General features: G+C 53.4%; 20 protein-coding genes. 9 read left to right on the plus strand and 11 right to left on the minus strand.

Translation table 11 applies throughout. From position 1 onward, the window contains the following. Positions 1–31: 31 nt before the first annotated feature. Both J4E70_RS13405 and J4E70_RS13410 read right to left on the minus strand, forming a co-directional pair. Positions 32–850 carry an ABC transporter ATP-binding protein gene (locus J4E70_RS13405; RefSeq protein ID WP_213890151.1) on the minus strand — a complete coding sequence of 273 codons (819 nt, stop codon included), beginning with the start codon at positions 848–850 and terminating at the stop codon, positions 32–34. Between the two features lie 63 nt (positions 851–913). Next, a complete protein-coding gene (locus tag J4E70_RS13410; protein ID WP_246531757.1) occupies positions 914–2,884 on the minus strand; it encodes an AMP-binding protein in 1,971 nt (656 codons plus the stop codon). Between the two features lie 194 nt (positions 2,885–3,078). Between J4E70_RS13410 and J4E70_RS13415 the strand changes: the two genes are divergently transcribed. Beyond that, the gene (locus tag J4E70_RS13415) at positions 3,079–5,001 is read left to right on the plus strand and encodes a PAS-domain containing protein (protein ID WP_213890152.1); all 1,923 of its coding nucleotides are present in this window, start codon (positions 3,079–3,081) and stop codon (positions 4,999–5,001) included. Next, positions 4,998–5,714, plus strand: a complete 717-nt coding sequence (locus tag J4E70_RS13420; protein ID WP_213890153.1) for a response regulator transcription factor — start codon at positions 4,998–5,000, stop codon at positions 5,712–5,714. Before J4E70_RS13415 ends, J4E70_RS13420 begins: the two co-directional genes overlap by 4 nt. On the opposite strand, the gene J4E70_RS13425 is transcribed toward J4E70_RS13420, so the two are convergent. Continuing rightward, the gene (locus J4E70_RS13425) at positions 5,711–6,580 is read right to left on the minus strand and encodes a LysR family transcriptional regulator (protein ID WP_213890154.1); all 870 of its coding nucleotides are present in this window, start codon (positions 6,578–6,580) and stop codon (positions 5,711–5,713) included. The genes J4E70_RS13420 and J4E70_RS13425 overlap by 4 nt on opposite strands. Positions 6,581–6,674: 94 nt before the next feature. On the opposite strand from J4E70_RS13425, the gene J4E70_RS13430 reads away from it, so the two are divergent. Further along, positions 6,675–6,956, plus strand: a complete 282-nt coding sequence (locus J4E70_RS13430; protein WP_213890155.1) for a DUF1330 domain-containing protein — start codon at positions 6,675–6,677, stop codon at positions 6,954–6,956. Positions 6,957–7,037: 81 nt separating this feature from the next. Continuing rightward, complete coding sequence (locus tag J4E70_RS13435; protein WP_246531758.1) at positions 7,038–7,253, plus strand: WGR domain-containing protein; 216 nt, start codon at positions 7,038–7,040, stop codon at positions 7,251–7,253. Between the two features lie 77 nt (positions 7,254–7,330). Here the strand turns inward: J4E70_RS13435 and J4E70_RS13440 are convergent, their stop codons facing one another. From J4E70_RS13440 to fdhF, 3 genes are all read right to left on the minus strand, one after another. Continuing rightward, on the minus strand, positions 7,331–8,242 hold the full coding sequence (locus J4E70_RS13440; RefSeq protein WP_246531759.1) for a homocysteine S-methyltransferase family protein: 912 nt from the start codon (positions 8,240–8,242) through the stop codon (positions 7,331–7,333). Positions 8,243–8,420: 178 nt separating this feature from the next. Further along, positions 8,421–9,608, minus strand: coding sequence for a hydantoinase/carbamoylase family amidase (locus tag J4E70_RS13445; RefSeq protein ID WP_213890157.1), 1,188 nt, complete (start codon positions 9,606–9,608; stop codon positions 8,421–8,423). Positions 9,609–9,611: 3 nt separating this feature from the next. Beyond that, entirely contained in the window at positions 9,612–12,392 is a 2,781-nt protein-coding gene (fdhF, locus tag J4E70_RS13450) for a formate dehydrogenase subunit alpha (RefSeq protein ID WP_213890158.1), read from the minus strand. Between the two features lie 185 nt (positions 12,393–12,577). On the opposite strand from fdhF, the gene J4E70_RS13455 reads away from it, so the two are divergent. The 3 genes from J4E70_RS13455 to J4E70_RS13465 are packed head-to-tail and all read left to right on the plus strand — an operon-like array spanning position 12,578 to position 15,501. Beyond that, complete coding sequence (locus tag J4E70_RS13455; protein ID WP_213890159.1) at positions 12,578–13,237, plus strand: histidine phosphatase family protein; 660 nt, start codon at positions 12,578–12,580, stop codon at positions 13,235–13,237. Positions 13,238–13,289: 52 nt separating this feature from the next. Continuing rightward, positions 13,290–14,345, plus strand: coding sequence for a saccharopine dehydrogenase (locus J4E70_RS13460; RefSeq protein ID WP_213890301.1), 1,056 nt, complete (start codon positions 13,290–13,292; stop codon positions 14,343–14,345). A 7-nt stretch (positions 14,346–14,352) separates the two neighbouring features. Continuing rightward, on the plus strand, positions 14,353–15,501 hold the full coding sequence (locus J4E70_RS13465; protein WP_213890160.1) for a saccharopine dehydrogenase family protein: 1,149 nt from the start codon (positions 14,353–14,355) through the stop codon (positions 15,499–15,501). A 123-nt stretch (positions 15,502–15,624) separates the two neighbouring features. Here the strand turns inward: J4E70_RS13465 and J4E70_RS13470 are convergent, their stop codons facing one another. After that, positions 15,625–15,852, minus strand: coding sequence for a hypothetical protein (locus J4E70_RS13470; RefSeq protein ID WP_213890161.1), 228 nt, complete (start codon positions 15,850–15,852; stop codon positions 15,625–15,627). 129 nt (positions 15,853–15,981) lie between these two features. Between J4E70_RS13470 and J4E70_RS13475 the strand changes: the two genes are divergently transcribed. Beyond that, positions 15,982–16,878: a LysR substrate-binding domain-containing protein gene (locus tag J4E70_RS13475; protein ID WP_213890162.1), complete on the plus strand. Its 897-nt coding sequence runs from the start codon at positions 15,982–15,984 to the stop codon at positions 16,876–16,878. A 36-nt stretch (positions 16,879–16,914) separates the two neighbouring features. On the opposite strand, the gene J4E70_RS13480 is transcribed toward J4E70_RS13475, so the two are convergent. Together J4E70_RS13480 and mutL are read right to left on the minus strand one after the other, a co-directional pair. Next, entirely contained in the window at positions 16,915–18,072 is a 1,158-nt protein-coding gene (locus J4E70_RS13480) for a DNA recombination protein RmuC (protein WP_213890163.1), read from the minus strand. Further along, positions 18,069–19,916, minus strand: coding sequence for a DNA mismatch repair endonuclease MutL (gene mutL / locus J4E70_RS13485; protein ID WP_213890164.1), 1,848 nt, complete (start codon positions 19,914–19,916; stop codon positions 18,069–18,071). The genes J4E70_RS13480 and mutL overlap by 4 nt, the downstream gene beginning before the upstream one ends. Positions 19,917–20,102: 186 nt before the next feature. On the opposite strand from mutL, the gene J4E70_RS13490 reads away from it, so the two are divergent. Then, complete coding sequence (locus tag J4E70_RS13490; RefSeq protein ID WP_213890165.1) at positions 20,103–20,978, plus strand: DMT family transporter; 876 nt, start codon at positions 20,103–20,105, stop codon at positions 20,976–20,978. 23 nt (positions 20,979–21,001) lie between these two features. On the opposite strand, the gene J4E70_RS13495 is transcribed toward J4E70_RS13490, so the two are convergent. Both J4E70_RS13495 and J4E70_RS13500 read right to left on the minus strand, forming a co-directional pair. Further along, entirely contained in the window at positions 21,002–22,315 is a 1,314-nt protein-coding gene (locus J4E70_RS13495; RefSeq protein ID WP_213890166.1) for a M16 family metallopeptidase, read from the minus strand. Continuing rightward, positions 22,312–23,658 carry a M16 family metallopeptidase gene (locus J4E70_RS13500; RefSeq protein ID WP_213890167.1) on the minus strand — a complete coding sequence of 449 codons (1,347 nt, stop codon included), beginning with the start codon at positions 23,656–23,658 and terminating at the stop codon, positions 22,312–22,314. The genes J4E70_RS13495 and J4E70_RS13500 overlap by 4 nt, the downstream gene beginning before the upstream one ends. Between the last annotated feature and the right edge of the window lie 42 nt (positions 23,659–23,700).

The raw sequence follows: 23,700 nt of genomic DNA on the forward strand, positions 1-23,700 counted from the left end.
GCTGATTCAAAAGTTCCAAAGTCTCGTCCCCTTAATGTGCCACGCCAAGATAAGCGTCGATCACGTCTTGATTGTTCCTGACCTCGTCGGGTGTCCCGTCGCCGATCTTTTTGCCATAGTCCATCACAACAACCCTGTCAGACAGATCCATCACAACACCCATATCGTGCTCGATCAGCGCGATGGTGGTGCCAAATTCATCGTTTACATCAAGGATAAAGCGGCTCATGTCCTCTTTCTCCTCCACGTTCATCCCTGCCATGGGTTCATCCAACAGCAAAAGCTTTGGCTCTGCCGCAAGGGCCCGAGCCAGTTCAACCCGTTTTTTCAGGCCATACGGCAACCGTCCAACGGGCGTTTTGCGGATTGATTGAATTTCCAGAAAGTCGATAACCTTCTCAACAACTTCGCGGTTTTTGACTTCTTCCTGCAACGCTTTGCCCCACCAGATTGCCTGACTCAGCAGTCCGGATTTCATATGGGTCAAACGCCCTGTCATAACGTTATCAAGCACGGTCATTCCTTCGAACAACGCGATGTTCTGAAAGGTCCGCGCCACGCCTTGCCGCGCGACTTCATAGGGTTTCATTGCCGGGCGCTCTGTCCCATGAAACCAGACTTCACCTTCCTGTGGATGATAAAACCCGGAAATCACGTTTAGCATTGACGACTTTCCGGCACCGTTCGGCCCGATGATTGCGCGAATTTCACCTTCACGGATGTCAAAGCTGATGTCTTCGATTGCCACCACACCACCAAATTTCAGTGTGATGTTTTTCATTTCCATCATCACACCGCCAATTTGGCGACCGTCTTCTGTGACGTAGCCGTCCTGACTCATATCATTCATATCTCTGCTCCAAAGCAGTCCTATCACCGAAGCCCGCAAGAGCCGTTGCGTGTGTATTCCCGATCATTCCGCAGCCATTTTCTGCTGAGGCGTGACAACCGCTACATCGCGCAATTCTAGATTGGCTGAAATCGACCCCTTTCGGCCGTCTTCGTAAGTGACTTCCGTTGTGGTCTGAACGCGTTCCGACCCGTCATAGAGTGCCGTTATCAGGTCATGGAACTTTTCTTCCACGATCTTACGGCGCACTTTTCTGGTCCGCGTCATTTCACCATCGTCAGCATCAAGTTCTTTATGCAAAATCAGGAACCTGTGGATCTGACACCCTGATAACATGGAGTCTTCTGCAATCGATTTGTTGACCTCTTCGATGTGCGTCTGAATGGTCTTGTACACATCGGGATGTTGGGCAAGTTCCTGATAGGATGCGTAGGCGATATTATTGCGTTCCGCCCAGTTGCCGACGGCTGTCAGGTCAATATTGATAAACGCAGCACAGCGGTCTCGCCCGCTTCCAAAAACAACAGCTTCCAGAATGTTGGGGTAAAACTTAAGCTTGTTCTCAACATATTTCGGCGCGAACAACTTTCCATCGGCCATTTTGCCAACATCTTTGGCGCGGTCAATGATCCGAAGATGGCCAGTACCTTCCTCAAAGAAGCCCGCGTCGCCCGTTGCAACCCATCCTTCTGCATCCTTCGTGTCTGCAGTGGACTCGGGGTTTTTGTAATACTCAACAAATGTGCCGGCAGACCGATAATAAATCTCTCCGTTGTCTTCCAGACGAATTTCCACTCCCGGTGACGGTACGCCCACCGTGTCTGACCGAACTTCGCCATCAGGTTGCTGAGCGATGAAAACAGAGGCTTCTGTCTGACCGTATAGCTGCTTGAGATTAATGCCCAGCGAGCGATAGAAATCAAAAATCTCCGGGCCAATCGCCTCGCCAGCAGTGTACCCAACGCGCACCTTGGAAAACCCGAGTGTGTTTTTTAGCGGTCCATAAATGCAGAACTCGCCCAGCTTGTATTTAAGCCGGTCCCAAAGGCTAACTGGTTTCCCGTCAAGCAAATCCGGGCCCACTTTGCGAGCGAGCGCCATGAAATAGTCAAACAGACCCTTTTTAAATTTGCCTGCATCCTCCATCCGGATCATCACGCTTGTCAGCTGTGTTTCGAAAATCCGCGGCGGTGCAAAATAATAGCTCGGCCCGATTTCGCATAGATCGGCCATCATGGTATCTGGACTTTCGGGGCAGTTTACGCAGAACCCTGTCCACATTGCCTGCCCAATGGAAAATATAAAATCTCCAACCCAGGCCATCGGCAAGTATGCGAGCACCTCGTCCCCAAGTTTGAGATGATCAAATTCTGACGAATGCTGCGAGGTGACAATGATGTTTCGGTTCGACAGAACCACGCCCTTAGGCTTACCTGTCGTGCCGGATGTGTAAAGCATCACACAGGTTGAATCCAAATCAAGTGCTGCGCGCCGCTTCTCCAACACGGGGCGAAACTCATCATCCGCTGCGCGCCCTTGCGCCTGAATATGCGAATATTCATGCAAACGGGAATGATCGTATTTGCGCAATCCGCGAGGATCCAGATAGATCATATGTTCGAACTGATGAAGCTGCTCCTGCACCTCGATCACTTTGTCGACCTGCTCCTGGTCCGCAACAACAACAAACCGCGCACCACAATGGCCCAAAACATAGGCCATCTCTTCTGCATTCGCGTCCTGATACAAAGGAACTGGGATCGCACCACACATTTGCGCCGCAACCATCGACCAATAAAGGTTAGGCCGATTGCGCCCAATAACGGCAATGTAGTCGCCTTCGTTAACACCCAGATTTAAAAAACCCAGTGCAAGGGATTCAATCTCTTCTGCTGCCTCGGCCCAGGTCCAACTTTGCCAGATACCGTATTCTTTTTCGCGATACGCTGGCGATGTGCTAAATTCCGTTGCATTGCGTGCAAGCAACGCAGGAATAGAGTTCAGTGCGCTTGGCGCCGCTGAGCGATCAATCAATTCTGTTCCTCCCTGACGTTTAACACGCCAATCTCGCCATGGGGCGATTCTTTGCGCCCCTAGCTTCGCCTGTTTTTATGCCGGGTCAAAGTTTTCCTGACTTTGTCACAAACCTTTCGAATTGTAACAACAGGGTGCTGGCTCTTTCCTCACGCCCCTTTTCGGTGTTAGCGAAGGAATGAAAGGATACCGGAATGGCGAAAAACAGGGCCCAAACATCTTCACTGACGCAGGCCGGGCTCAACCTGATTCAACAGGCTTTGTCTATTTATGACAGCGATCTGTGTCTTGCGGTATCCAACCAGCGCTTTCAGGAAATCTTTGACCTGCCAAACGCGCTTGTAACACCCGGTGCCACATTCGCCGATACCATTCGATTTCTGGTAGAGCGCGGCGAATACGGCGAAATCACTGACCCTGACGAATTTATTCAGGCCCGCGTTGATCAGGCGAAGGCGTTTGAGCCACATTATCTTGAGCGTACACGCGCAAACGGGCAAACTATTTCAGTTGAAGGAAATCCGCTGCCCCAGGGCGGCTGGGTTGCCGTTTACACAGACATCACCGCGATTCAACAACAGGAAGAATTGCTAAGGTCTCGTTCCGAAGAGCTTTCAGATCAGGTGTTTTTGCACGCCGAAAGATTGTCCCAATCTAACCGTCAACTGGCTGCTACAATCACAGCGTTGGAAGAAACGAAACGCCAGCTCACTGAAATGGAAGCCCGCACGCGGATGACCACTGAAATGATGCCCGCCCATATTGCGCATCTGGACCTGGAGGGACACTACACGTTTTCCAACCGCCAGCTAAGCGCGGTCATGCCGGGATGTCCGTCTAACATTATTGATCTGCATATCAGCGAGGCGCTTGGTAAAAACGCTTTTGAGTATTGCTCATCATATCTCGAACAGGCTTTCAAAGGTGAGCCGAGCGTTTTTGAATTCACCCACCAAGATTCAAGCAGACGTATCCGCGTGGCCTTTACACCTGATCGCCGGGAAGGACCGATTAATGGTGTTTACGTACTTTCCATGGATGTTACGGAAGAAACCCAAACACGCGCGGCATTGTCTCAGACCAGCAAAAGAGAGTTGGCAGCCCAACTTACGTCGGGTCTCGCACATGACTTTGCTAATTTGTTGACGATCATTCTTGGGATGCAATCGCGGCTTTCGCGAATGAACTTGCCGTCGGACGCAATGGACCTCATTAACGCCACGCAATCCGCAGCACGTCGTGGCGGCAACCTTCTTGACCGTATCGCACAAATGTCCGGGCATCGCGAAGCACGCCCGACTGCCACTCATATTCCAGAGTTTCTGGCTGATCTCACGATGCTTGCCCGTCCGACTTTGCCAGACAACATCATACTCGATATCCAGCATCTTGGCTTTACGGCTCCCCTGCTTCTCGATCCGGGGTTTCTGCAGGATTCCCTGCTTAACCTGCTGTTAAACGCCAAGGATGCGATAGGTGAGCAAACCGGAAAAATCACACTCTTCGCGCATCCTGTACGCGACACCTGGCTTGAAATCAGCGTCAGCGACACCGGCCCGGGGTTCAGTGAAAAAGCACTGTTGCACGCATTGGACCCGTTTTTCACCTCCAAAGGTATTGAAGGCTCAGGACTTGGCCTCTCAATGGTTTATGACATGACTAAATCGGCCGGTGGCCATGTCAAACTTATGAACACTGAAATTGGTGCGCGCGTAACGCTGCGCCTTCCGCTGCGCCCAACCCGCGGAAACATGCCAAGCCGGCTCGTCCTTCTGGTCGAAGATTCTCCGGACATCCGCACCTCGGTGCGCGAAATGCTCGTTGATATGGGCCATAGTGTTATCGAAGCAGAAACCGCAGAAGAGGGCGAAGAACTGGCAGAAGTTTCCGGTATCGACATTATCCTTTCAGATGTCCTGCTTGCAGGTGGCCGAAGTGGTGACGAGATGTTGCAGCGCCTGGCAGAAAAGGGGGTGAAGGCCCCTGCACATCTGATGACCTCTCTGCCGCCAACAGACCCGGTGCGCGTTGCTGCAGCGTCGCGATTCCCATTGATCGGCAAGCCATTTACGACCAGCGAACTTGCCGCATTCCTGACGACGGAGCCCGTACAATGACAAAAGCAAACGCACCGCTCATTGCAATTCTGGATGACGAGCCGGAAATCCGGCGGATGTTGTCAGACGCGCTTGAAGAAGCCGGATTTCGCACAACGAGCTTTGGCCGCGCGACAGAGTTTGAGGCCGCGCTGAAATCGACCGCGCCTGACGTCTGTCTTGTCGATCTCGGATTGCCTGACCGCGACGGGCTTGCGCTGGTCCACCGGCTGGCGTTGGAAAGTGGAGCCGCCATAATTATCATATCCGGACGTGCACAGGTACAAGACCGGGTGACAGGGCTCGAACTTGGGGCGGATGATTACATCATCAAACCGTTCGATCCGGCCGAAGTTGTCGCCCGTGTCCGTGCGCGGCTGCGCAGTGGGAAAGAAACAACAACAACCCGTTCAATTGCACATTTCGAGGGATGGGAAGCACATTTTGACCGCTATGTATTGTTGAATGCAGCGGGAGAAGAAACACCTTTCAGCCACGCGGAAGGTGAAGTTTTACGCCTGTTTCTGGACAGCCCCAAACGTCTGATTTCCCGTGCACAGATGCAGGAAACACTGGGCGGCGTTGCCAGTGAAAGCTTTGACCGGGCCATGGATGTTCGCATCTCGCGCTTGCGCACGAAGCTGGGTGAAGACCCAAAAAATCCGCGTCTGATAAAGACCATTTACGGTGCAGGATACATTTTTCTGGGTGATGTGAACTGGGCTTCAGTCTAGGCCATAAATTCCGCCGCGTGCGCCTTGAAGTAAGGTAAAAGACACTCTTTGAATGCCGTGACTTTAGCCGATGCCCAGATATCTCGATGTGCTACGGCCCAGATGTCAGTGTACGGCTGCGGGGGCAAAACAGGCACTTGCGTCAACCCGGCTGACCGCCCAAGAAACATCGGCATCCGCGCAACGCCCAATCCGGCCTGTGTCGCACCCAACACGGCGCTCATGTCATCAAACTGCATCTTGATCCGTGCGTTCGGATAGTTCTCCAAAGATGCCTTTGGCGGTTTGGTCCAATAGGTAAAACCAATCCAATCTATCGTCGCCTCTGGCGCGGTTTCTATTCGCGTCGCCACTTCGGCGGACGCAAAGGATGCGGTCTGCTGTCCCGTCAACCGCCGACCGACGAGCGTATCGCCCGGGCTCTCGCTAATTCGTATCGCGAGGTCAGCTTCCCGGCGGTTGAGGTTCAGCAACGCGTTGCTTGCACGAACTGTAAGCTCGACCTCCGGATGCTTTCCAAGAAACTCTTCGATGACGTGACACAGGTGTGCGGCAATCAACAGTTGAGGCGCCGTGATCGAAAAAGGGCCACTCAGTCTTGTATCAGCCTTTGCCAGCGCACGACGAAATCCTGTCTCTGCATCTTCCATCTTTTCAGCTTCGCAAGCAGCGAGCAATCCGGCGTCTGTTGCAACGTAGCCCTGGGGCAGTCTTTCAAACAGAAGAACACCATAGCTTTCTTCCGCCTGCGCGATACGGCGCGCGACGGTCGTGTAGTTCACATCCAAAGCTGTTGCCGCCGCGGCCAGCGAGCCGTGCCGCACCATAAAAAGAACGGCGCGAAGATCATCCCAATTCTCTCTCATGACATGCATTTTTGCATACTATGTCTGCAAAAGCATCTGGTTTTCGCATGCCTGCGACCCAACTAAATCAAAAACTCATCACAGGAGACTGACCATGATTTATGCAACCGTTCACATTTCTATTACTAACAAGGACAGCCTTTCCGCCTACCGTGAAAAAGCTGGCGATGCGCTGGCCAAACACGGCGGCGCAGTTTTAAGCGCAGCACCGTCCCCCGCCGTACTTGAGGGCGACATCCCGGCACCAGACATGGCCGCCGTGCTTAGCTTTCCAGATCGCGATTCCGCCCTCGCGTGGATCAACGACCCGGAACTAGCCGATACTCATGCTTTGCGTCGCGGTGCGGGAAGCAGCGCAATCGTTCTGGTCGGGTAAGCGGAAAATCGGCGAAGATTTCGGAAAGCGCTTGCGGCCTGAATCTTCGCCTTTTAGACTCCTCTCATGGCTGTCTGCTTCATGACAAAAGGCGCTTCTGCCAAAGGGTTGCCCACATATTATCGCATTGAAATATCTCTGAATCTTTTTGGGGAATGGTCTGTGGTGTTTGATTGGGGTGGTCGTGGTTGTTCAGGCCAGCAACGCATCGCGTTGTTTGGTGATTTACGCGCAGCTTCGCTTGCTGCCGACAGGGCACGAGAGCGAATGTTGCGACGCGGCTATCAGCGGGCGTGATCTAGAGTCACGGCTTAATCTAACTGAAAACGCCCGATGGCTGTTCTGAGCCCAAAGCTTAAACAGAAACAGGTTGGCTAACTCAATTCACGCGCCATCGATTTCAGGTGGCGCATATCGGTACCACAGCATCCCCCAAACACTATTATCGATGGATTGTCCCGCGCTATCTCGGCGATCTGCTTGCCGAGCTGGCGAGGATCGCCTTCGTCCAATTCGTCTGCCTCATCAAGTTCTGCATGTGAGCAAATCGAAGCGTTCGCCACAATTCCTTTCAATCGAGGATGGTTTTTTAGCGCTCTGGAGAAGTGGGTTGGATGAGCACAGTTGACCATGAAAAACGATGCAGCCGCATTGGTTGCGGCGTCGATCCAATCAATCGCTTCGACAAGTTTTGTGCCATCTGCCAAACACCCGTCAGTCTCGACCACCAGTGACATGATGATTGGCAGATCGACATTTCGGGCAGCCAGGATACAGCCTGCGGCCTCGCTCGGACGGTTGAATGTATAGGCGGTGACAAGGTCGACGCTTGTATCTTTCAGACTGCTCATTTGAGCGCTGTGGTATTGACGTGCGTCTTCGACAGACAAGGGTGGTATGTCAGCATAAGGGTCATAGCGCGGACCAATGCAGGCCGAGACCAATACATCATCGTGGCCAGCAGCTTGGCGCACTTCTTCCATTAGCGCGACACCGTCTCTGTTAACATCAACAAGCTGCCCGGCCCCGTAGCCCAACGGCGCAGCTCTATCGACATTCGCCATCCATGTCGGAGCATCAAGAATACACCCCACCTTCATCTCTCCGGCAAGGTCTACAATTGCTTTCATCTGGTTGGCTAAGATTGCCCGGGATTCAGGCTTTTCAAGCAGCGGAAATGACGCAAACCCCGGCAGCTCAATGCCGTGGTTGAAAATGAGGTCTGTTCCGGTACCGGCATAAACAAGGTACTTCTTTTGACTCTCGTGCGGGAGCTGCCGTGCCATACCAATACGCACCTTTGACTTTCGATGTTCACACGTAACTATAGCGGGGCTTTGGCCTTCCGTGAACCGTAGCTAGGCAGAGAGATTCAGCGTCCGCTTCGTCCCGCAAAGCAGGCCTTCGCAATGGTTGGAATTACAGCCCGATTGCAACTCTTCCAATCACGTGCGGTTTGCTTCGCTAGCCAAACGCTGCGCGGGCCAAAACATTGAGCCCTATCACAAGATCATCTTCTGCCGTGTCTTCCTCAAAACTATGGCTGATACCACCAATGGACGGAACAAACATCATTGCGGTGGGCATCAAGCGTGCAACGTAGGAGGCGTCATGCAACGCGCCTGATGGCATCTTTCGCCAGCTCCCCGGCACCGATTGCTCGGCGGCAATTTCTAACTTTTCGCGCAAACCTGTATCCATTTTGACCGGTAATATTTGTTGCGACTCTGAAAGACGGGCGCCGATACCGTGCGTGGCACAAACATCTGCCAGCGTTTCACGCACGATATCCTCCATGCACGCTAACCTGCCCGCGTCACCATCGCGCCATTGGGCCGAGAACCTGACCTGTCCCGGAACAATCGACGCGGCGTTTGGATGCACCTCGACATGCCCAATCGTCCAGACGGTTTGCGATGCAACAACATTCTGGAAGCGCCCGTTCAATTCATGCGAAAACTCAGCAAGGGCTTGAAACGCATCGCGGCGCATCGGCATGGGTGTTGTTCCCGCGTGATTTTGCTGACCTTTAAGTGTCACGAGCAATTCGCGTGTACCGACAATCTCGGTTACAACGCCAACCTTCTCACCAGAGGTGTCCAGAACAGGGCCCTGTTCGATATGGGGTTCAATGTAACCCGTGAACTGTGCTGGATTAACAAAATCACCGGCCAGTTCTTTCATCTTTGAACGTGCGTCCGCGAAACTGATGCCATCGAAATCACATAGATCATCTACCTCCGACAACGAAATGTCGCCAGCCCAAACACGGCTTCCGGTGAGCCCGCCAAACCGCCCCTCTTCATCCTGAAAGGATACAACTGAAACTGGCGGGCCACCTGCCTGAACAGACGCGCGCGCAATCGCGAGCCCCATCAAAACGCCCAACGCGCCGTCAAGCCACCCACCTTCGGGTTGCGTGTCGGAATGAGAGCCAATGAGCAGGCTTTTTTCGGCAGGATGCAGACCAAACAAATTGCCGACCGGGTCAAACTGCGGTGTTAATCCGGCCTCCTGCATTTCAGCCGCCAGCCACAGCCGCGCCGCGATATCCATATCCGAAAATGCACGTCGTACAATACCAGTTCCCGTCGCACCAAACGTGCGCAGTTGATGAAGATCTTTCAGAAAACGATCCGCACCAACTGACATGATTTATTCGGCCGCTATCGCGCTATCCTGCTTTTCTACCCTAACGGCCGAGAATTTAAATTCTGGGATCTTGCCGTAGGGATCGACCGCGGGGTTGGTCAGAATGTTCGCCGCTGCCTCTACAAAAGCAAATGGCAGGAAGACCATATCTTCGGCAATTGCGCGGTCAGCACGCGCCATGATCTCGATTGACCCACGTCGGGTTGTCAGTCGGATCATGTCACCCGGTTCAACGCCCATTGTACGCAAGGTTTTGGGATGAAGGGAACAGTTCGCCTCAGGCTCAACCGCGTCCAGAACCTTTGATCGACGTGTCATAGAGCCAGTGTGCCAATGTTCAAGCTGGCGTCCGGTGGTCAGGATCATCGGATAGTCTGCATCCGGCGCTTCATCAGGCGCGATAACACTTGCAGGCGTGAATTTGGCACGACCGTCAGGCCGTGGGAATCCGTCTCCGAACACAATCGCCTGACCGGGGTCAGTTGGGCTGAGCGACGGATAAGTCACCGCGCCTTCGTTCACCAGACGATCCCAGGTTATGTTATCAAGGCTTTTCATATTCAGCTTCATTTCAGCAAAGACTTCGGATGGGTCGGTATAGCCCCAATCCAGCCCAAGCCGTTTTGCAAGCTCTACCTCGATCCACCAATCCTGCTTTGCTTCACCCGGGGGTGTCACTGCAGGGCGGCCCATCTGCACCTGACGGTTGGTGTTCGTCACAGTGCCTGATTTTTCATAAAATGCCGAAGCTGGCAGGATGACATCTGCAAAGCACGCCGTTTCGGTGACAAAAATATCCTGCACAACAAGATGCTCTAACTTTGCAAATGCATCGCGTGCGTGTTCGACATCCGGGTCGGACATCGCCGGGTTTTCCCCCAGAATGTACATGCCGCGCGTGTTTCCGGCGTGAATATCATCCACAATCTCGGTTACGGTCAGGCCTTTTTCAGCGCTGAAATCACCTGATTTCCAGACCTCGGTAAAGGCAGAACGAACACCATCGTCCGTGACCGTCTGATAGTCCGGCAGGAACATCGGAATGAGCCCGGCGTCAGACGCGCCCTGCACGTTATTTTGTCCGCGCAACGGGTGCAAACCTGCACCCGGTCGGCCAATCTGGCCAGACATCAGAGCAAGACTGATCAGACAGCGCGAATTGTCAGTTCCGTGGATATGTTGCGATATGCCCATGCCCCAGAAAATCATGGCTGCGTTAGCGCCTGCAAAGAGGCGAGCCACGTCACGCAAAACTTCAGGTTCGATACCGCAAATCTCACTCATCGCTTCGGGCGAGAAGCCTTTGAGATGCTCTTTTTCAGCTTCCCAGTTCTCTGTGTAGGCATCGATATATTGTTTGTCGTACAGCTCTTCTTCGACAATCACATTCATGATCGCGTTCAGCATTGAAACGTCAGCACCGGGCCGGAATTGCAGCATATGTGTTGCAAAACGGCGCAAGCCAACGCCGCGCGGGTCCATCACGATTAGCTTGCCGCCACGTTTCGTAAATTGCTTAAAAAAGGTCGCCGCAACCGGGTGATTCTCTATCGGATTACAGCCTATAACAATCGCGACATCCGAATTTTCGATTTCATTAAAGGTTGCGGTAACCGCGCCTGAACCAACATTTTCTATCAATGCCGCAACCGAAGATGCATGGCAAAGTCGTGTACAGTGATCAACGTTGTTATGGCCAAATCCCTGACGGATCAGTTTCTGAAAAAGGTAGGCTTCTTCATTAGTGCATTTCGCGCTGCCAAACCCGGCAATCGATTTTCCGCCCTGCGTGTCGCGCAGTTTGGCAAGACCTCCTGCAGCAACATCAAGTGCCTCTTCCCAGGTTGCTTCTCGAAAATGGGTCAGCGGATTGGCCGGATCAACATTCAGACCTTTTGCCTGTGCATCTTCGCGGCGGATCAGAGGCTTCGTTATCCGGTGCGGGTGGTGGATGTAGTCAAAACCAAACCGCCCCTTAACGCAGAGCCGCCCTTCGTTTGCCGGGCCGTTGATACCGTCTACATATTTCACTTTGCCGTCTTTAATCTTTAGCGAAACCTGACAGCCGACGCCGCAAAACGGGCAGATGCTTTCGACTTCATTGTCAAAATCACGACTGTCCCCAACCTGGTTCTCATCCGTCACAGTCGCAGGCATCAACGCGCCAGTCGGACAGGCCTGAACACATTCACCGCAAGCCACGCAGGTTGACGCGCCCATCGGGTCTGCCATATCAAATGTCGGGTAGGCATCATGCCCGCGCCCGGCCATGCCGATCACGTCGTTGACCTGCACTTCGCGACAGGCCCGCACGCACAAACCGCATTGAATGCAGGCGTCTAGATTTACGCTCATCGCGACATGGCTGTCATCCAAAAGCGGAATGCGCCCGTCTTCCAGTTTGGGAAACCGGCTTTCGCCAACACCCTGCATCGCGGCCATATCCCAAAGGTGGGATGACTTATCGTGGGCCACTTCCTGCGCTGGCTGATCGGAAACAAGCATCTCCATAACCAACTTGCGGGCGGTATCTGCACGTGCCGAATCTGTTGTGACCTTCATCCCTTCGCTTGGTGTGCGAATGCAGGACGCGGCCAAAACCCGCTCTCCGTCAATTTCAACCATGCAGGCACGACAGTTGCCGTCAGACCGATATCCAGGAGCGTCCTTGTGACAAAGATGTGGAATAAGCGTGCCTTCACGCTTGGCAACTTCCCAGATTGTTTCGCCGTTTTCGGCTTCAACGTCTTTGCCGTCCAGGGTGAATCGGATGTTATCGGTCATAGGCGGGCTCCCTTAATCGCCCCAATTTAAAGCATAGCAAAGGAAAGGCGAAGCCCTCATCCGCGACAGGCAGGTAACCAAATGCGCCAAGGCAGGTTCCTAACGGAAAATAATGACATTTCAACGCACGTCCTTTCCCCTGCCGCAACATTGACATAAGTCTCTGGGCAAAGGAGCAAACAACCATGTCGCAGATCACCTTTGTTCGTCATGGACAAGCCCAGACCAACGCCCGTGACGAAGAGAGTTATGACCAGCTTAGCCCGCTCGGCCATCAACAGGCAAAGTGGCTGGGTGAACATCTGACGCTTTCAGGCGCGCGATTCGAACGCGTCTATTGCGGAACATTGATACGCCAAAACGAAACTGCACTTTCCATGGGGGCCGACCTTCATGCAGAAATCATTCAGGACTCACGGCTTAACGAGATCGAGTATTTCACACTTGCAGAGTTGATCAAGACACAACATGGCTTACCAATTCCAGACTCCCGTGAAGGATTTGTCGCGCATCTGCCGGCGCTTTTCACGTTATGGCAGGCGGGTGACATCGACAATCCACCCGAAAGCTTCCAGGCTTTTGAAGACCGTGTCTCTGGTGTGATTGACGAAATTGCACAAGGAAAAGGGCCAGCCCTTGCAGTAACGTCAGCCGGGCTGATCAGCATGGTTTTGCGGCTTACAATGGGGCTTGGTACACCGGCAATGTCACGCGCCTGCCTTGCAATCATGAATACGTCTGTCCATCATCTTCACCGGTTGGGGGACACCATGGCCCTGACCCATTTCAACGGCGTACCGCATCTCGAAAATACAGAACGCAGGTTTGCACAAACGCATCTTTAAGGCATCGCTGGACAGGGTTATTGTTCGTCCGAAATTTAACGAAAGCAACATGATGACACATCTTTGGGTACGGGCCGAACAGCGGCAAAACGAGGAACGCGTTGGAATTACACCCGAGGGTGCAAAGGCATTGCTGGACGCAGGTTTGAAAGTAACTGTCGAAGAAAGTTCAGCCCGTGCCATTCCGCTTGCTGGCTACCGCGAAGCCGGGTGTGAAATTGCGCCTGAGAACAGCTGGCCAGACGCACCTGCAGATGCAATTATTTTTGGTCTTAAAGAACTGCCAGAAGACGGCACACCGCTTCCGCATCGCCACATCATGTTTGGTCATGCATATAAGGGTCAGCATTCTGGCAAGGCTCTGTTACAACGCTTCAAAACCGGTGGCGGAACGCTTTACGACCTTGAATATCTGGTCGATGAAACGGGTCGCCGGGTTGCCGCATTCGGGTACTGGGCTGGTTTCGCAGGTGCTGCTGTAAGCCTGAAATGCTGGGTTGCACAACAGCACGGTAGCATTTGTGGGCCGGTCGGTGTCTATGCCAGCAAGGATGACTTGCTTGATGATCTGGGAACAGAGCTCGACGCGCTTTCGGATGAGCGCCCAACAGCTTTGGTCATTGGCGCACTGGGCCGCGTTGGTGCCGGCGCTTCTGACCTTTGCGAAAGCCTCGGGGTTCCTGTCACGAAATGGGATATGGCCGAAACCGCCTCTGGCGGACCGTTTCCCGAGGTGCTGCAGCACGATCTTTTCATCAACTGTATCTTTGCACGGCCCGGAACACCTGTCTTTGTGCCAAAATCTGCCCTGACAGCGCAGCGCACTCTTACGGTTGTCGGAGATGTGGCATGTGATCCGGACAGCGATTACAACCCAGTTCCGGTTTACGAAAGTGCAACGACTTGGGAATCCCCTGCCGTTCGCGTGTATGACACTCCCCCGTTAGATGTCATGGCGATCGACAACCTTCCGTCAATGTTGCCGCGCGAGTCATCCGAGGATTTTGCGGGTCAGCTTTTGGCGTCGCTGATGACTCTTCCCGATCTTACGTCTAGCGTCTGGGGAAGAGCCAAAGCTGAATTTGATAAACACACAAAAACCCTGTGAGGAAGATATGACAATCCATTGGTGTGGCACCGGCCTTTCGGCCATCCCCGGCCTCCGCCGCCTGATTGAAGCCGGTCACAAAGTGACTGTCTGGAACAGGACTATCGGGAAGGCACAAGAGGCCGTTGGCGATCTGACCGATGACATTCATGTATTCTCGCTTGATGATCTTGCAGCAGTTCTGCAATCCGGCGATGTCGCGGTTTCAATGCTTCCGGGCGATTGGCATGTACCCTTGGCAGAGCTGTGCATTTCCAAAGGCGCGCATTTTGTCAGTTCCAGCTATATCGCCCCCGAAATGAGAGCTTTGGATGCGACTGCCCGAGATGCTGGTGTTTGCCTTGTGAACGAAGTTGGCCTTGACCCCGGCATTGACCATTTGATGGCGCATTGGCTGGTTGCTGATTATCGTGCCTCAGGTGCCTATAACGCCACAAACGGCATCACCTTCAAATCTTACTGTGGCGGGGTGCCAAAAATACCAAACCCCTTTCGCTATAAGTTTAGCTGGTCACCGGTTGGCGTGCTCAAGGCACTGCGGTCTCCGTCAAAATCGATCCGTGACTATGTTTCGCTTGATGTTGCGCGCCCCTGGGATGCGATCAGCAGCTATACCGCTCCGCTTGATCAGCCCGAAACCTTTGAAGTCTATCCGAACCGGGATTCGCTCCCGTTCATGGCTGACTACCAGTTCGATAAAAACTGGCGTGTTAAAGAGTTCGTTCGTGGCACCCTGCGGCTGAACGGCTGGGCAGAGGCGTGGAAAGACGTTTTTTCCGAAATTGAAACGCTTTCCGGCCCTGCGGGTGACGCACGTCTTCAGGAAATGTCGGATCAGTTCTGGGACGAGAACAGCTATGACGAGGGCGAACCCGACCGCGTGATCATGTGCGTCGAACTTAAAGCCGAAAAAGAGGGTGTTCCTGTGTACCACAAAACATATGTGATGGACGCCTGGGGCGACGAACGCGGCACAGCAATGGCGCGGCTTGTGTCCGTTCCTGTCTCGTTGGCTGTCGAGGCTGTCCTGAACCGTGAAATCGCCGCAGGTGTGCATGCAGCACCCTCAGACCCCAAACTGATTGCACGCTGGATGGGTGAAGTTGACCGTCTTGCACAACATCTGCAGGTGGTTGATGACTGCAAATCGTTTTGAATTATTCGCATTTCCAGCGGTTTGTTTTGTGAAACGTCGATTAAGATTCTGAATGTCTTTCATGCAAACAAAAAGGTGCCACCAAGTTCATCGGGGCACCTTTTTTTGTTGTTTGTATTCTAGCTAAGCTTTCGCTGCTTCGTTTACTTCAAAGTCGATTTTATTTGCCAAAGTGTGTAGCAGGTTTGCCGCTTTCCCACATAACCTGATCACAAAATTCTGAAGGTTCTGAACGGTTTTAGGCTGTCTGTAACTCCAATAGGGGTGGTCTTTTGTGTTCCGTACTCCTGCACGCAGAAGCATTAGATCGAGTTCAGTGTAGTGCGGCTTTGTATGTGTGTTCCGTGGCATGGTAAGCTCCTTTATTGTTTGTCAGTTCGCGATTATCGGCACCTTGTAAGAACCATAATGAAACCCGCGCCTTGACAACAAACGATCAATTTTTGCACTATGGTTTAGTTTTTCTAAAGTATGTGAAACATGGCCAGACGCTTACCCAACCTGAACCAACTGCGCGCATTCGAGGCCGCAGCCCGTCATGTAAGCTTCAAAGAAGCGGCAAACGAGTTGTGCGTTTCGCAGGCGGCCGTTAGCCATCAGATTAAAGCACTGGAAGATTATCTTGAAGTTCAGCTTTTTAACCGGCTAACACGCGAAGTTCAGCTCACTGAAACAGGAGAGGCATACGCGCCCGTACTTACGCGTGCGCTCGACGAAATAGAAGGCGCTACAGCAGAAGTTCTGAACCAGCGAATGGAAGGGACAATCGTAATCTCTGCTGCGCCGTTTTATTCCAATCGTCTTGTTCTTCCACGTTTGAAACGGTTTCACGACAAGAATCCTGGCTTAAGAATCCAGTTACGTTTCGAAGACGACGTTATTGATTTTCAAAAAACGGATGTTGACGCCGGATTACGATACGGCGACGGAAAATGGCCTGGTCTGGCTGCAATTTTATTGCATGGCGACCAAATTGGGCCCGTCTGTTCACCCTCATTTATAGGCAACAAGAGCCTTCCACTGCGACCCACTGAGATTGCAGATATGACCCTTGGCCATATCGAGGGTAGAATGCATGACTGGTTTGACTGGTTTAAATCAGCAGGGATTAAAAACCTCCCCGATTTAACGACAGTGGAATACAAAAACCGTGCGCGGATGCTTGATCTGGCGCTTTCAGGAAATGGAATCGCGATTGCCGACTCAAAGCTCACGCAAACGGACGAAGCAACTGGTCAACTCGTGCGTCTGCACCCTCTGACCGTTGCGACGTCGCGTGGGATGTACCTTGTCTTCCCAAAATCTTTGCGGCCTGATCAGAGGATCGTAGAATTCGCAGACTGGATGCAGAACGAAATCGCGAACCTGGCTGCGTAAACCAATTTCTTTTTTAGCTATCAAACCACCTGCCATTCAGAGTTTTGATAGAGGAACTACATTCTCTTTCGCGTCCTGCTCAATTTCTTCAAAGTCGAAATTATCCAACCGTGCCGCGCGTTTGCCTGCACGCTCTGCCGCAGTATTGATTCCTTCAAGGTCTGCGCGAGCCTGTCCAAAATGGGTGTTCAGCTTGTCCACACGCTCAACCACAATTTCCACATCGCGGTGCAACTGATGCAGTGTCTTGCGGATGGCCCCCGCCTGTTCACGCATCCGCGCGTCTTTCAGAATGGCGCGCATGGTGTGCAGCGTTGCCATGCAGGTGGTTGGTGACACGATCCAGACACGCGCGGCAAACCCTTCGCGTACAAGTTCCGGAAAATTCGCATGCAGTTCAGCGTAAACCGCCTCGGACGGCAGAAACATCAGGGCACCGTCCGCGGTTTCCCCTTCCAGAATATACTTCTCGGAGATCGCCTTGATATGCGCCTTAACTGAAACGCGAAGAAATTTCGCTGCCTCATTCAACTCCCAATCGGTCTTGGCGTTCCGAAGCGCCTCGTAAGCCTCAAGCGGGAACTTGCTATCAACAACAATGGGCCCCGGCGGGTTTGGCAAATGGATCAGACAATCGGCACGTTTGCCGTTCGAAAGCGTCGCCTGCATTGAATAGCTGTCTTTAGGCAGCGCCTTTGAAACAATGTCATTCAGCTGAATCTCACCAAATGCCCCACGCGTCTGCTTGTTTGACAGAATATCCTGCAGGCTCAACACGTCGCCCGACAGTTTTTCAATGTTAGCTTGCGCCTTGTCGATGGTCATCAGGCGCTGCTGCAATTCGCCAAGCGACTGTGCTGTTCGGCGCGACGTCCCCTGAAGGTTCTCGTTCATGGACGAAGTCACCGCCTGAAGTCGCTGTTCCATCAGTTGCAGCATATTGGCCTGCGAGGCTGCCTGCGCCTCTGACACATGGGTCAAACCCCCTGCAAGCTGCTGCTGCCCGTCAGAAAGCAATTGAACACGTTGTCCCAAAGCGCCCATCTGTTGCGCGAGAGGCTCTGCAAGCCGTACGGACCGGCCAGAAGCGCGCACCGCCATGATCAACAGAATAAAAAAAGCCAGCAATACCCCCCCGACGATCAGCACCAGCGGGTCGTTCCAAGTATAGTTCTGGCCTGCAAGCTCTATCATGTGCGTCCGAACAGCCGTTCAATATCGGCCAGTTTGAGTTCTACATAGGTTGGGCGACCGTGGTTGCATTGTCCGGAATGTGGCGTCGCCTCCATTTCGCGTAGCAACGCATTCATTTCTTCCGCGCGCATGACCCGACCAGACCGGATCGAACCATGACAGGCCACCCGGCTCAGGATCGCCTCAATCCGGGCCTTAACGGTTTGACTATCGCCAAGGTCCGCCAGTTCATCGAGAATATCCATGATCATACCGCGCGCGTTCACGGCACCCAGAATAGCCGGGGTTTCACGAACGGCGATTGCGTTGCCACCGAATGGTTCAATCACCAGCCCAAGGCGGGCAAGATCATCTGCCATCCCCAACAGCAAGGCACTGTCGCCCTCTGACAGATCTACAATTTCCGGTATCAGTAATGCCTGCGCAGCAACGCCGTTCTCTGCCATCTGGCGTTTCAGCTTTTCATAAACCAGACGTTCATGCGCTGCATGCTGATCAACAATAACCATGCCATCTGCGGTTTGCGCGATGATGTAGTTTTCATGCACCTGCGCACGCGCCGCACCCAAAGGAAGCTCTGTGGCATGTTCATCTGTTTTTGGTGTGGGGTCTTCAAAGCGAGCAGAGGGAACAGACGCCTCTGCAAACCCCGGCGTATTAAAAGCAGGGGACTGCGCGGCATAGCTTGCCTGTGTCGCTCCATAACTTGGCCGGTCCATCTGGTAGACCCGACCACCCGGTGTTTCCGGCCGCATTGCGCCTAACGTTGCCCCGGCAACAGTGGATGATGCCCTGTGCCCCGCCTCTGCCAGCGCATGCCTAAGAGCAGAAACGATCAGCCCACGCGCAACACCCGGTTCGCGAAACCGTACCTGTGATTTCGCCGGGTGCACATTCACGTCAACACGGTTTGGTTCGACCTCTAGAAATAGCGCTGCTGCCGGATGCCTGTCACGTGACAGAAAGTCAAAATAGGCGCCCCGCAGCGCCCCGACAAGCAGCTTGTCGTTCACAGGTCGCCCATTCACAAACAGGTATTGCGCGATCGAAGACCCACGCGAATATGTGGGAAGGGCGGCGTATCCTGTCAGGAAAATCCCCTCACGCTCCGCTTCGATCTTCAGCGCGTTATCCGCAAACTCTGAACCGAGAATCCGGCGCAAACGGCCATGCAGCGCGTCAAACAAATCGCCGCTTTCGGCGTCTGCACGAAATGTTTCGCGCCCTTCCCCGCCGCCAGAAACATCGCGCAGACTGAAACCTATGAAAGGTTCCGCCATTGCAAGCCGCTTCACTACATCGGTGATCGCCTGCGCTTCGGCCCTATCCGTGCGCATGAATTTAAGCCGCGCCGGTGTGGCATAGAACAGATCACGCAATTCCACAACTGTGCCGGGTTTTGCCGCAGCTGGTTTAACGGCGTCCATTCTACCACCCGCAACGGAAAGCGTGGCACCTTCACCTTCGGCAGTGCGCGACGTTAGTGAAAGCCGCCCGACCGCGCCCAGTGATGCGAGCGCCTCTCCGCGAAACCCGAATGTATGGATGTTTAACAGATCAGACCCGTCAATCTTTGACGTCGCATGCCGCGCCAGTGCCATTGGCAGTTCCTCAGCGCACATCCCGCAACCGTCGTCACGAACGCGGATCAGTGTTTTACCACCATCACCATAGGCTATATCAATCCGCTGTGCGCCTGCGTCGATCGCATTCTCAACCAGTTCTTTCACGGCAGAGGCGGGCCGTTCCACCACTTCGCCTGCCGCAATCCGGTTGATTGCAGCCTCATCAAGTTGGCGTATCACGGGTCGATTTTCGCTTATTTGGTGTGTCTCTACGGGCATACCACTACAAATAGCATGTCCTGCGCCGATTCGACCACTCCCGAAGTGATCTGAACGCAGCTATGGGAAAATTCTTTACTGTATTCAAACGACCGTTGTCCCACGAATTGGCGAGCCTGATTGACGAGGCTACGCGAACTCTTATAGTCGGCCGCAAATTGCCGGATTTCCCGGTTCGGAAAACCCATGCCAACCAATCGTCCTTTGTGGCTAATCGCAGCCCCGGTGATCTTTTTGTGTCTATGGTCAGGCGGCTATTCGGTTGCAAAGATCGGGCTGCTCTATTCTGAGCCGATGACTTTACTGGCGCTTCGCTATGCCTGCGTTGTTGCAATCATGGCAGTTCTTTTTGCAATCATCCGTCCACCGTTACCAAAGAAGCGGGCAGACTGGGGCCATCTGGCTGTTGTTGGGGTGATGATTCAAACCGTCTATTTCGGGATGTCCTATATCGCATTACTCTATGGTGTCGCAGCAGGAACACTCGCCTTGCTGATGTCACTGCAGCCCATTCTTGTTGCCGTGATTGCCCCAGGATGGACCGGCGAAGGTATTGGCTGGAAACGCTGGGGTGGGCTTGCACTGGGCCTGGCGGGTACGGCAATTGTTATAATCGCGCGCTCTGAAATCGAGTCTCCACCGGCACTTGGTATTGTTTTCGCGGTGTTGGGATTGATGGGCATGACCTTTGCAACGCTCTGGGAAAAGCGCTTTGGTTTGACCCACCATCCAATCACTTCGAACCTTATTGGTTACACAGCGGGCTTGCTTGGCATTCTGCCTTTTATGTTCGCGCTGGAAACGCAGCAGATCAGCTGGACACCGGGATTTTTCGGTGCGCTCGCTTATCTGGTAATCGGCAACTCTCTCATTTCCGTGGGCTTACTTCTTGCAATGATCCGCGCGGGCGAGGTGAGCAAAGTCTCAGCTCTGTTCTTTTTGGTGCCTCCGGTGGCCGCACTCATCGCCTGGGCATTGCTGGGCGAGGTGATGCCACCCCTTGCATGGGTGGGCATGGCTGCCGCCGCGACAGGTGTGTTGATTGCAACGCGGGCGCGCTAATGCACGCCACCCCGCCAAAGTCATTAATTTGATGCGTCTACATCAACTGGCTGACCGACAATCACAAAATGGAGCGCGTCAGGGTCGAGCAATCGTGCTGCCACCCGGGCGACATCGTCGGCTGTGACAGCTTCCACTTTTTCATTCCGGGTTTTGATGTAGTCGATCCCAAGACCCTGTATTTGCATCCCGACAAGAATGTCGGCAATCGGCCCGTTGCCATCAAAACGCAACGGATAAGCCCCCGTCAGATAGGTGATCGCGTCACGAAGTTCTTTTTCGCCAACACCAAGATCAGCCATCTTTTCCCATTCAGAACGGATCACTTTAATGGTTTCAGCCATCCGTTCGTTGGCAGAGGCAACCCGCCCCATGTAAAGTTCGGTATAATCCATCGGAACGAGATACGTGTTGATACCGTAGGTCAGCCCACGTTTTTCCCTTACCTCGGTCGTCAGCCGCGAAGAAAACCCGCCGCCACCAAGGATTTGGTTCATTACGTAGGCCGCAAAAAAATCCGGATCATCCCGTTTAATACCGACGTGGCCAAAAACCGCGACAGATTGTGGAGTGTCAAATGGAACAACTGTCAGCCCACCAGCCAGTAAAAACTCGGCGCGCTCTGGAAACGGGGCCCCTTCTTCGGGCAATTCACCCAGCAGATCGTCAAGCAAGACGCCCAATTCTTCCGGAGTGATATCTCCGACCGCACCAACAAACAAACGGTCCCGCGTCATGGTACGTGCCTGCGCCTCCAAAATATCAGCGCGTGTCAATGCGGTGACGCTTTCCAGTGTTCCGCTAAGATCGCTTCCATAAGGATGGTCGCCAAACGCGGTCAGATCAAACGCGGCACTGGCAATGCTGTTTGGGTCCTGCGCGTCAGAACGAATGCCCGATATCACCTGTCGGCGAACCCGCTCTACCGAGGCGTCATCAAAGCGTGGCACCATCAAAGCAGCACGCAAAAGCGCCATAGAGTCGTCTCGGTTCTCGGTCAAAAACCGAGCGGAAACGGAGATTGAGTCGTTGAAGGTTCCAAAACTGAAATCCGCTGCCAGCGCTTCACGCGCGGCTGCGAATTCACGCGCGTCCATATCACCCGCGCCTTCTTCGACCAGCGCCATCATAAGGTTGGTTGCGCCACGCTTTCCAGGCGCATCAAGGCTCGCCCCTCCTTGAAACCTTATTTCCAGCGCTGCAAAGGGGATCGAATGCTCTTCGACCAGCCAGGCCTTAATTCCGCCCGGTGACGTAACTTCAGTTATTTCAACAGCAGCGCGCGCGCCAAATGCCAGAGCAAACCACCAAACGATAATCAAAGTGAGACGGATCATTGGGTTGTCTCCTCAGTGGCGGTGGGACGACTCAGCAATCCTGTAACGGCGCGCTGACGATCAAAAACCATACGGGCAGCTACCATGACATCCTCTTCTGTTACGGATTGAAGAATATCGGGCCAGGCTTGCACGTCTTCGATTGTCAAACCCGAGGTCAAAGCCTGACCATAGCGTCTTGCCAGCGAGCTGACATCGTCGTCACCGTAAATCTGTGCGGCGCGTAATTGCATTTTTATGCGCTCAAGCTGGGCACTATCGACACCTTCCACCATGAATTCGGCAACCGCAGCATCCAACGCAGTTTCGGCGTCGATCAAACTCAGACCTTCGTTTGGAACCACCACCAGACCAAAGGTTGTGTCGTCTAGTGACGTTCCGCTGTAAAATGCAGATGTGTAAATTGCCTTTTGCGTATCGAACTGCAGTTTTTTCGCAAGAACGGATGTTGTCGAGCTTCCACCCAAAAGCTCAGCCAGCATTTCCAGCGCTGCGGCCTCTGTTTGGTCCCCGCTGTCGCGCTCTGGCGCCAGATAGGTTCTCATCACATAGGGTTGCCCGATCCGCGCGTCTTCAAGCGCTATACGTCTTTCCGCAAGCTGTGGTGGCTCTTGTGGGCGCAGTCGATTTGGCAGGTTTTCTGTCGGGGCGAGCGGGCTATAATATTTTTCTGCCAGCACCCGAACCTCGTCAGGCGTCACATCACCGGCAACAATCAGGATTGCATTGTTAGGCGCGTAATATGTCTGATAAAACTCAAGCGCGTCATCCAGCGAAAGCTGTTCCATCTCGTGCCGCCAGCCGATGATTGGCACCGCGTAAGGATGGTTGAGATATTGCGCAGCCCGTCTTTGTTCTGAAAACAACGCGCCCGGGTCGCTGTCAGTGCGCTGGCTGCGTTCCTCAAGTATCACATCGCGTTCAGTTAAAACGTCAGCCTCTGACAAGCGCAAATTGCGCATCCGGTCAGATTCCATAGTCATCATCAATTCCAGCCGGTCCGACGCAACGCGTTGATAGTAAGCCGTATAATCCCAGCTGGTAAACGCGTTGTCAGACCCGCCATTTGCCGAAACCACTTCGGAAAACTCGCCCGACGCTATTGTATCGGTGCCTTTAAACAGTAAATGTTCCAGAAAATGCGCGATACCCGAGCGTCCGGCCGGTTCATCTGCGGCGCCAACCCGATACCAGACCATGTGAACGACAACCGGTGCGCGGTGATCTTCCAGCACCACAACTTCCATACCGTTATCAAGCTTGAAATTTGAAACAACCTCAGCTGTGGTGGGTGCTGCGGTCCAGACAAGGGTTGCGATGATCAGGCCAATACGGTGCAGCATATACAATCCTTTAAGATATAGCCGCACTGGCGGCGTGACCTA

The organism is Pseudohalocynthiibacter aestuariivivens (genome assembly GCF_018457175.1).
Classification (GTDB): domain Bacteria; phylum Pseudomonadota; class Alphaproteobacteria; order Rhodobacterales; family Rhodobacteraceae; genus Pseudohalocynthiibacter; species Pseudohalocynthiibacter aestuariivivens.

Excerpts from the sequence above, each read along its gene's own strand:
- J4E70_RS13405 (WP_213890151.1), bottom strand. The coding sequence starts at position 850 with ATGAATGATATGAGTCAGGACGGCTACGTCACAGAAGACGGTCGCCAA.
- J4E70_RS13415 (WP_213890152.1), top strand. The coding sequence starts at position 3,079 with ATGGCGAAAAACAGGGCCCAAACATCTTCACTGACGCAGGCCGGGCTC.
- J4E70_RS13420 (WP_213890153.1), top strand. The coding sequence starts at position 4,998 with ATGACAAAAGCAAACGCACCGCTCATTGCAATTCTGGATGACGAGCCG.
- J4E70_RS13425 (WP_213890154.1), bottom strand. The coding sequence starts at position 6,580 with ATGAGAGAGAATTGGGATGATCTTCGCGCCGTTCTTTTTATGGTGCGG.
- J4E70_RS13430 (WP_213890155.1), top strand. The coding sequence starts at position 6,675 with ATGATTTATGCAACCGTTCACATTTCTATTACTAACAAGGACAGCCTT.
- J4E70_RS13435 (WP_246531758.1), top strand. The coding sequence starts at position 7,038 with ATGACAAAAGGCGCTTCTGCCAAAGGGTTGCCCACATATTATCGCATT.
- J4E70_RS13440 (WP_246531759.1), bottom strand. The coding sequence starts at position 8,242 with ATGGCACGGCAGCTCCCGCACGAGAGTCAAAAGAAGTACCTTGTTTAT.
- J4E70_RS13445 (WP_213890157.1), bottom strand. The coding sequence starts at position 9,608 with ATGTCAGTTGGTGCGGATCGTTTTCTGAAAGATCTTCATCAACTGCGC.
- fdhF (WP_213890158.1), bottom strand. The coding sequence starts at position 12,392 with ATGACCGATAACATCCGATTCACCCTGGACGGCAAAGACGTTGAAGCC.
- J4E70_RS13455 (WP_213890159.1), top strand. The coding sequence starts at position 12,578 with ATGTCGCAGATCACCTTTGTTCGTCATGGACAAGCCCAGACCAACGCC.
- J4E70_RS13460 (WP_213890301.1), top strand. The coding sequence starts at position 13,290 with ATGACACATCTTTGGGTACGGGCCGAACAGCGGCAAAACGAGGAACGC.
- J4E70_RS13465 (WP_213890160.1), top strand. The coding sequence starts at position 14,353 with ATGACAATCCATTGGTGTGGCACCGGCCTTTCGGCCATCCCCGGCCTC.
- J4E70_RS13470 (WP_213890161.1), bottom strand. The coding sequence starts at position 15,852 with ATGCCACGGAACACACATACAAAGCCGCACTACACTGAACTCGATCTA.
- J4E70_RS13475 (WP_213890162.1), top strand. The coding sequence starts at position 15,982 with ATGGCCAGACGCTTACCCAACCTGAACCAACTGCGCGCATTCGAGGCC.
- J4E70_RS13480 (WP_213890163.1), bottom strand. The coding sequence starts at position 18,072 with ATGATAGAGCTTGCAGGCCAGAACTATACTTGGAACGACCCGCTGGTG.
- mutL (WP_213890164.1), bottom strand. The coding sequence starts at position 19,916 with ATGCCCGTAGAGACACACCAAATAAGCGAAAATCGACCCGTGATACGC.
- J4E70_RS13490 (WP_213890165.1), top strand. The coding sequence starts at position 20,103 with ATGCCAACCAATCGTCCTTTGTGGCTAATCGCAGCCCCGGTGATCTTT.
- J4E70_RS13495 (WP_213890166.1), bottom strand. The coding sequence starts at position 22,315 with ATGATCCGTCTCACTTTGATTATCGTTTGGTGGTTTGCTCTGGCATTT.
- J4E70_RS13500 (WP_213890167.1), bottom strand. The coding sequence starts at position 23,658 with ATGCTGCACCGTATTGGCCTGATCATCGCAACCCTTGTCTGGACCGCA.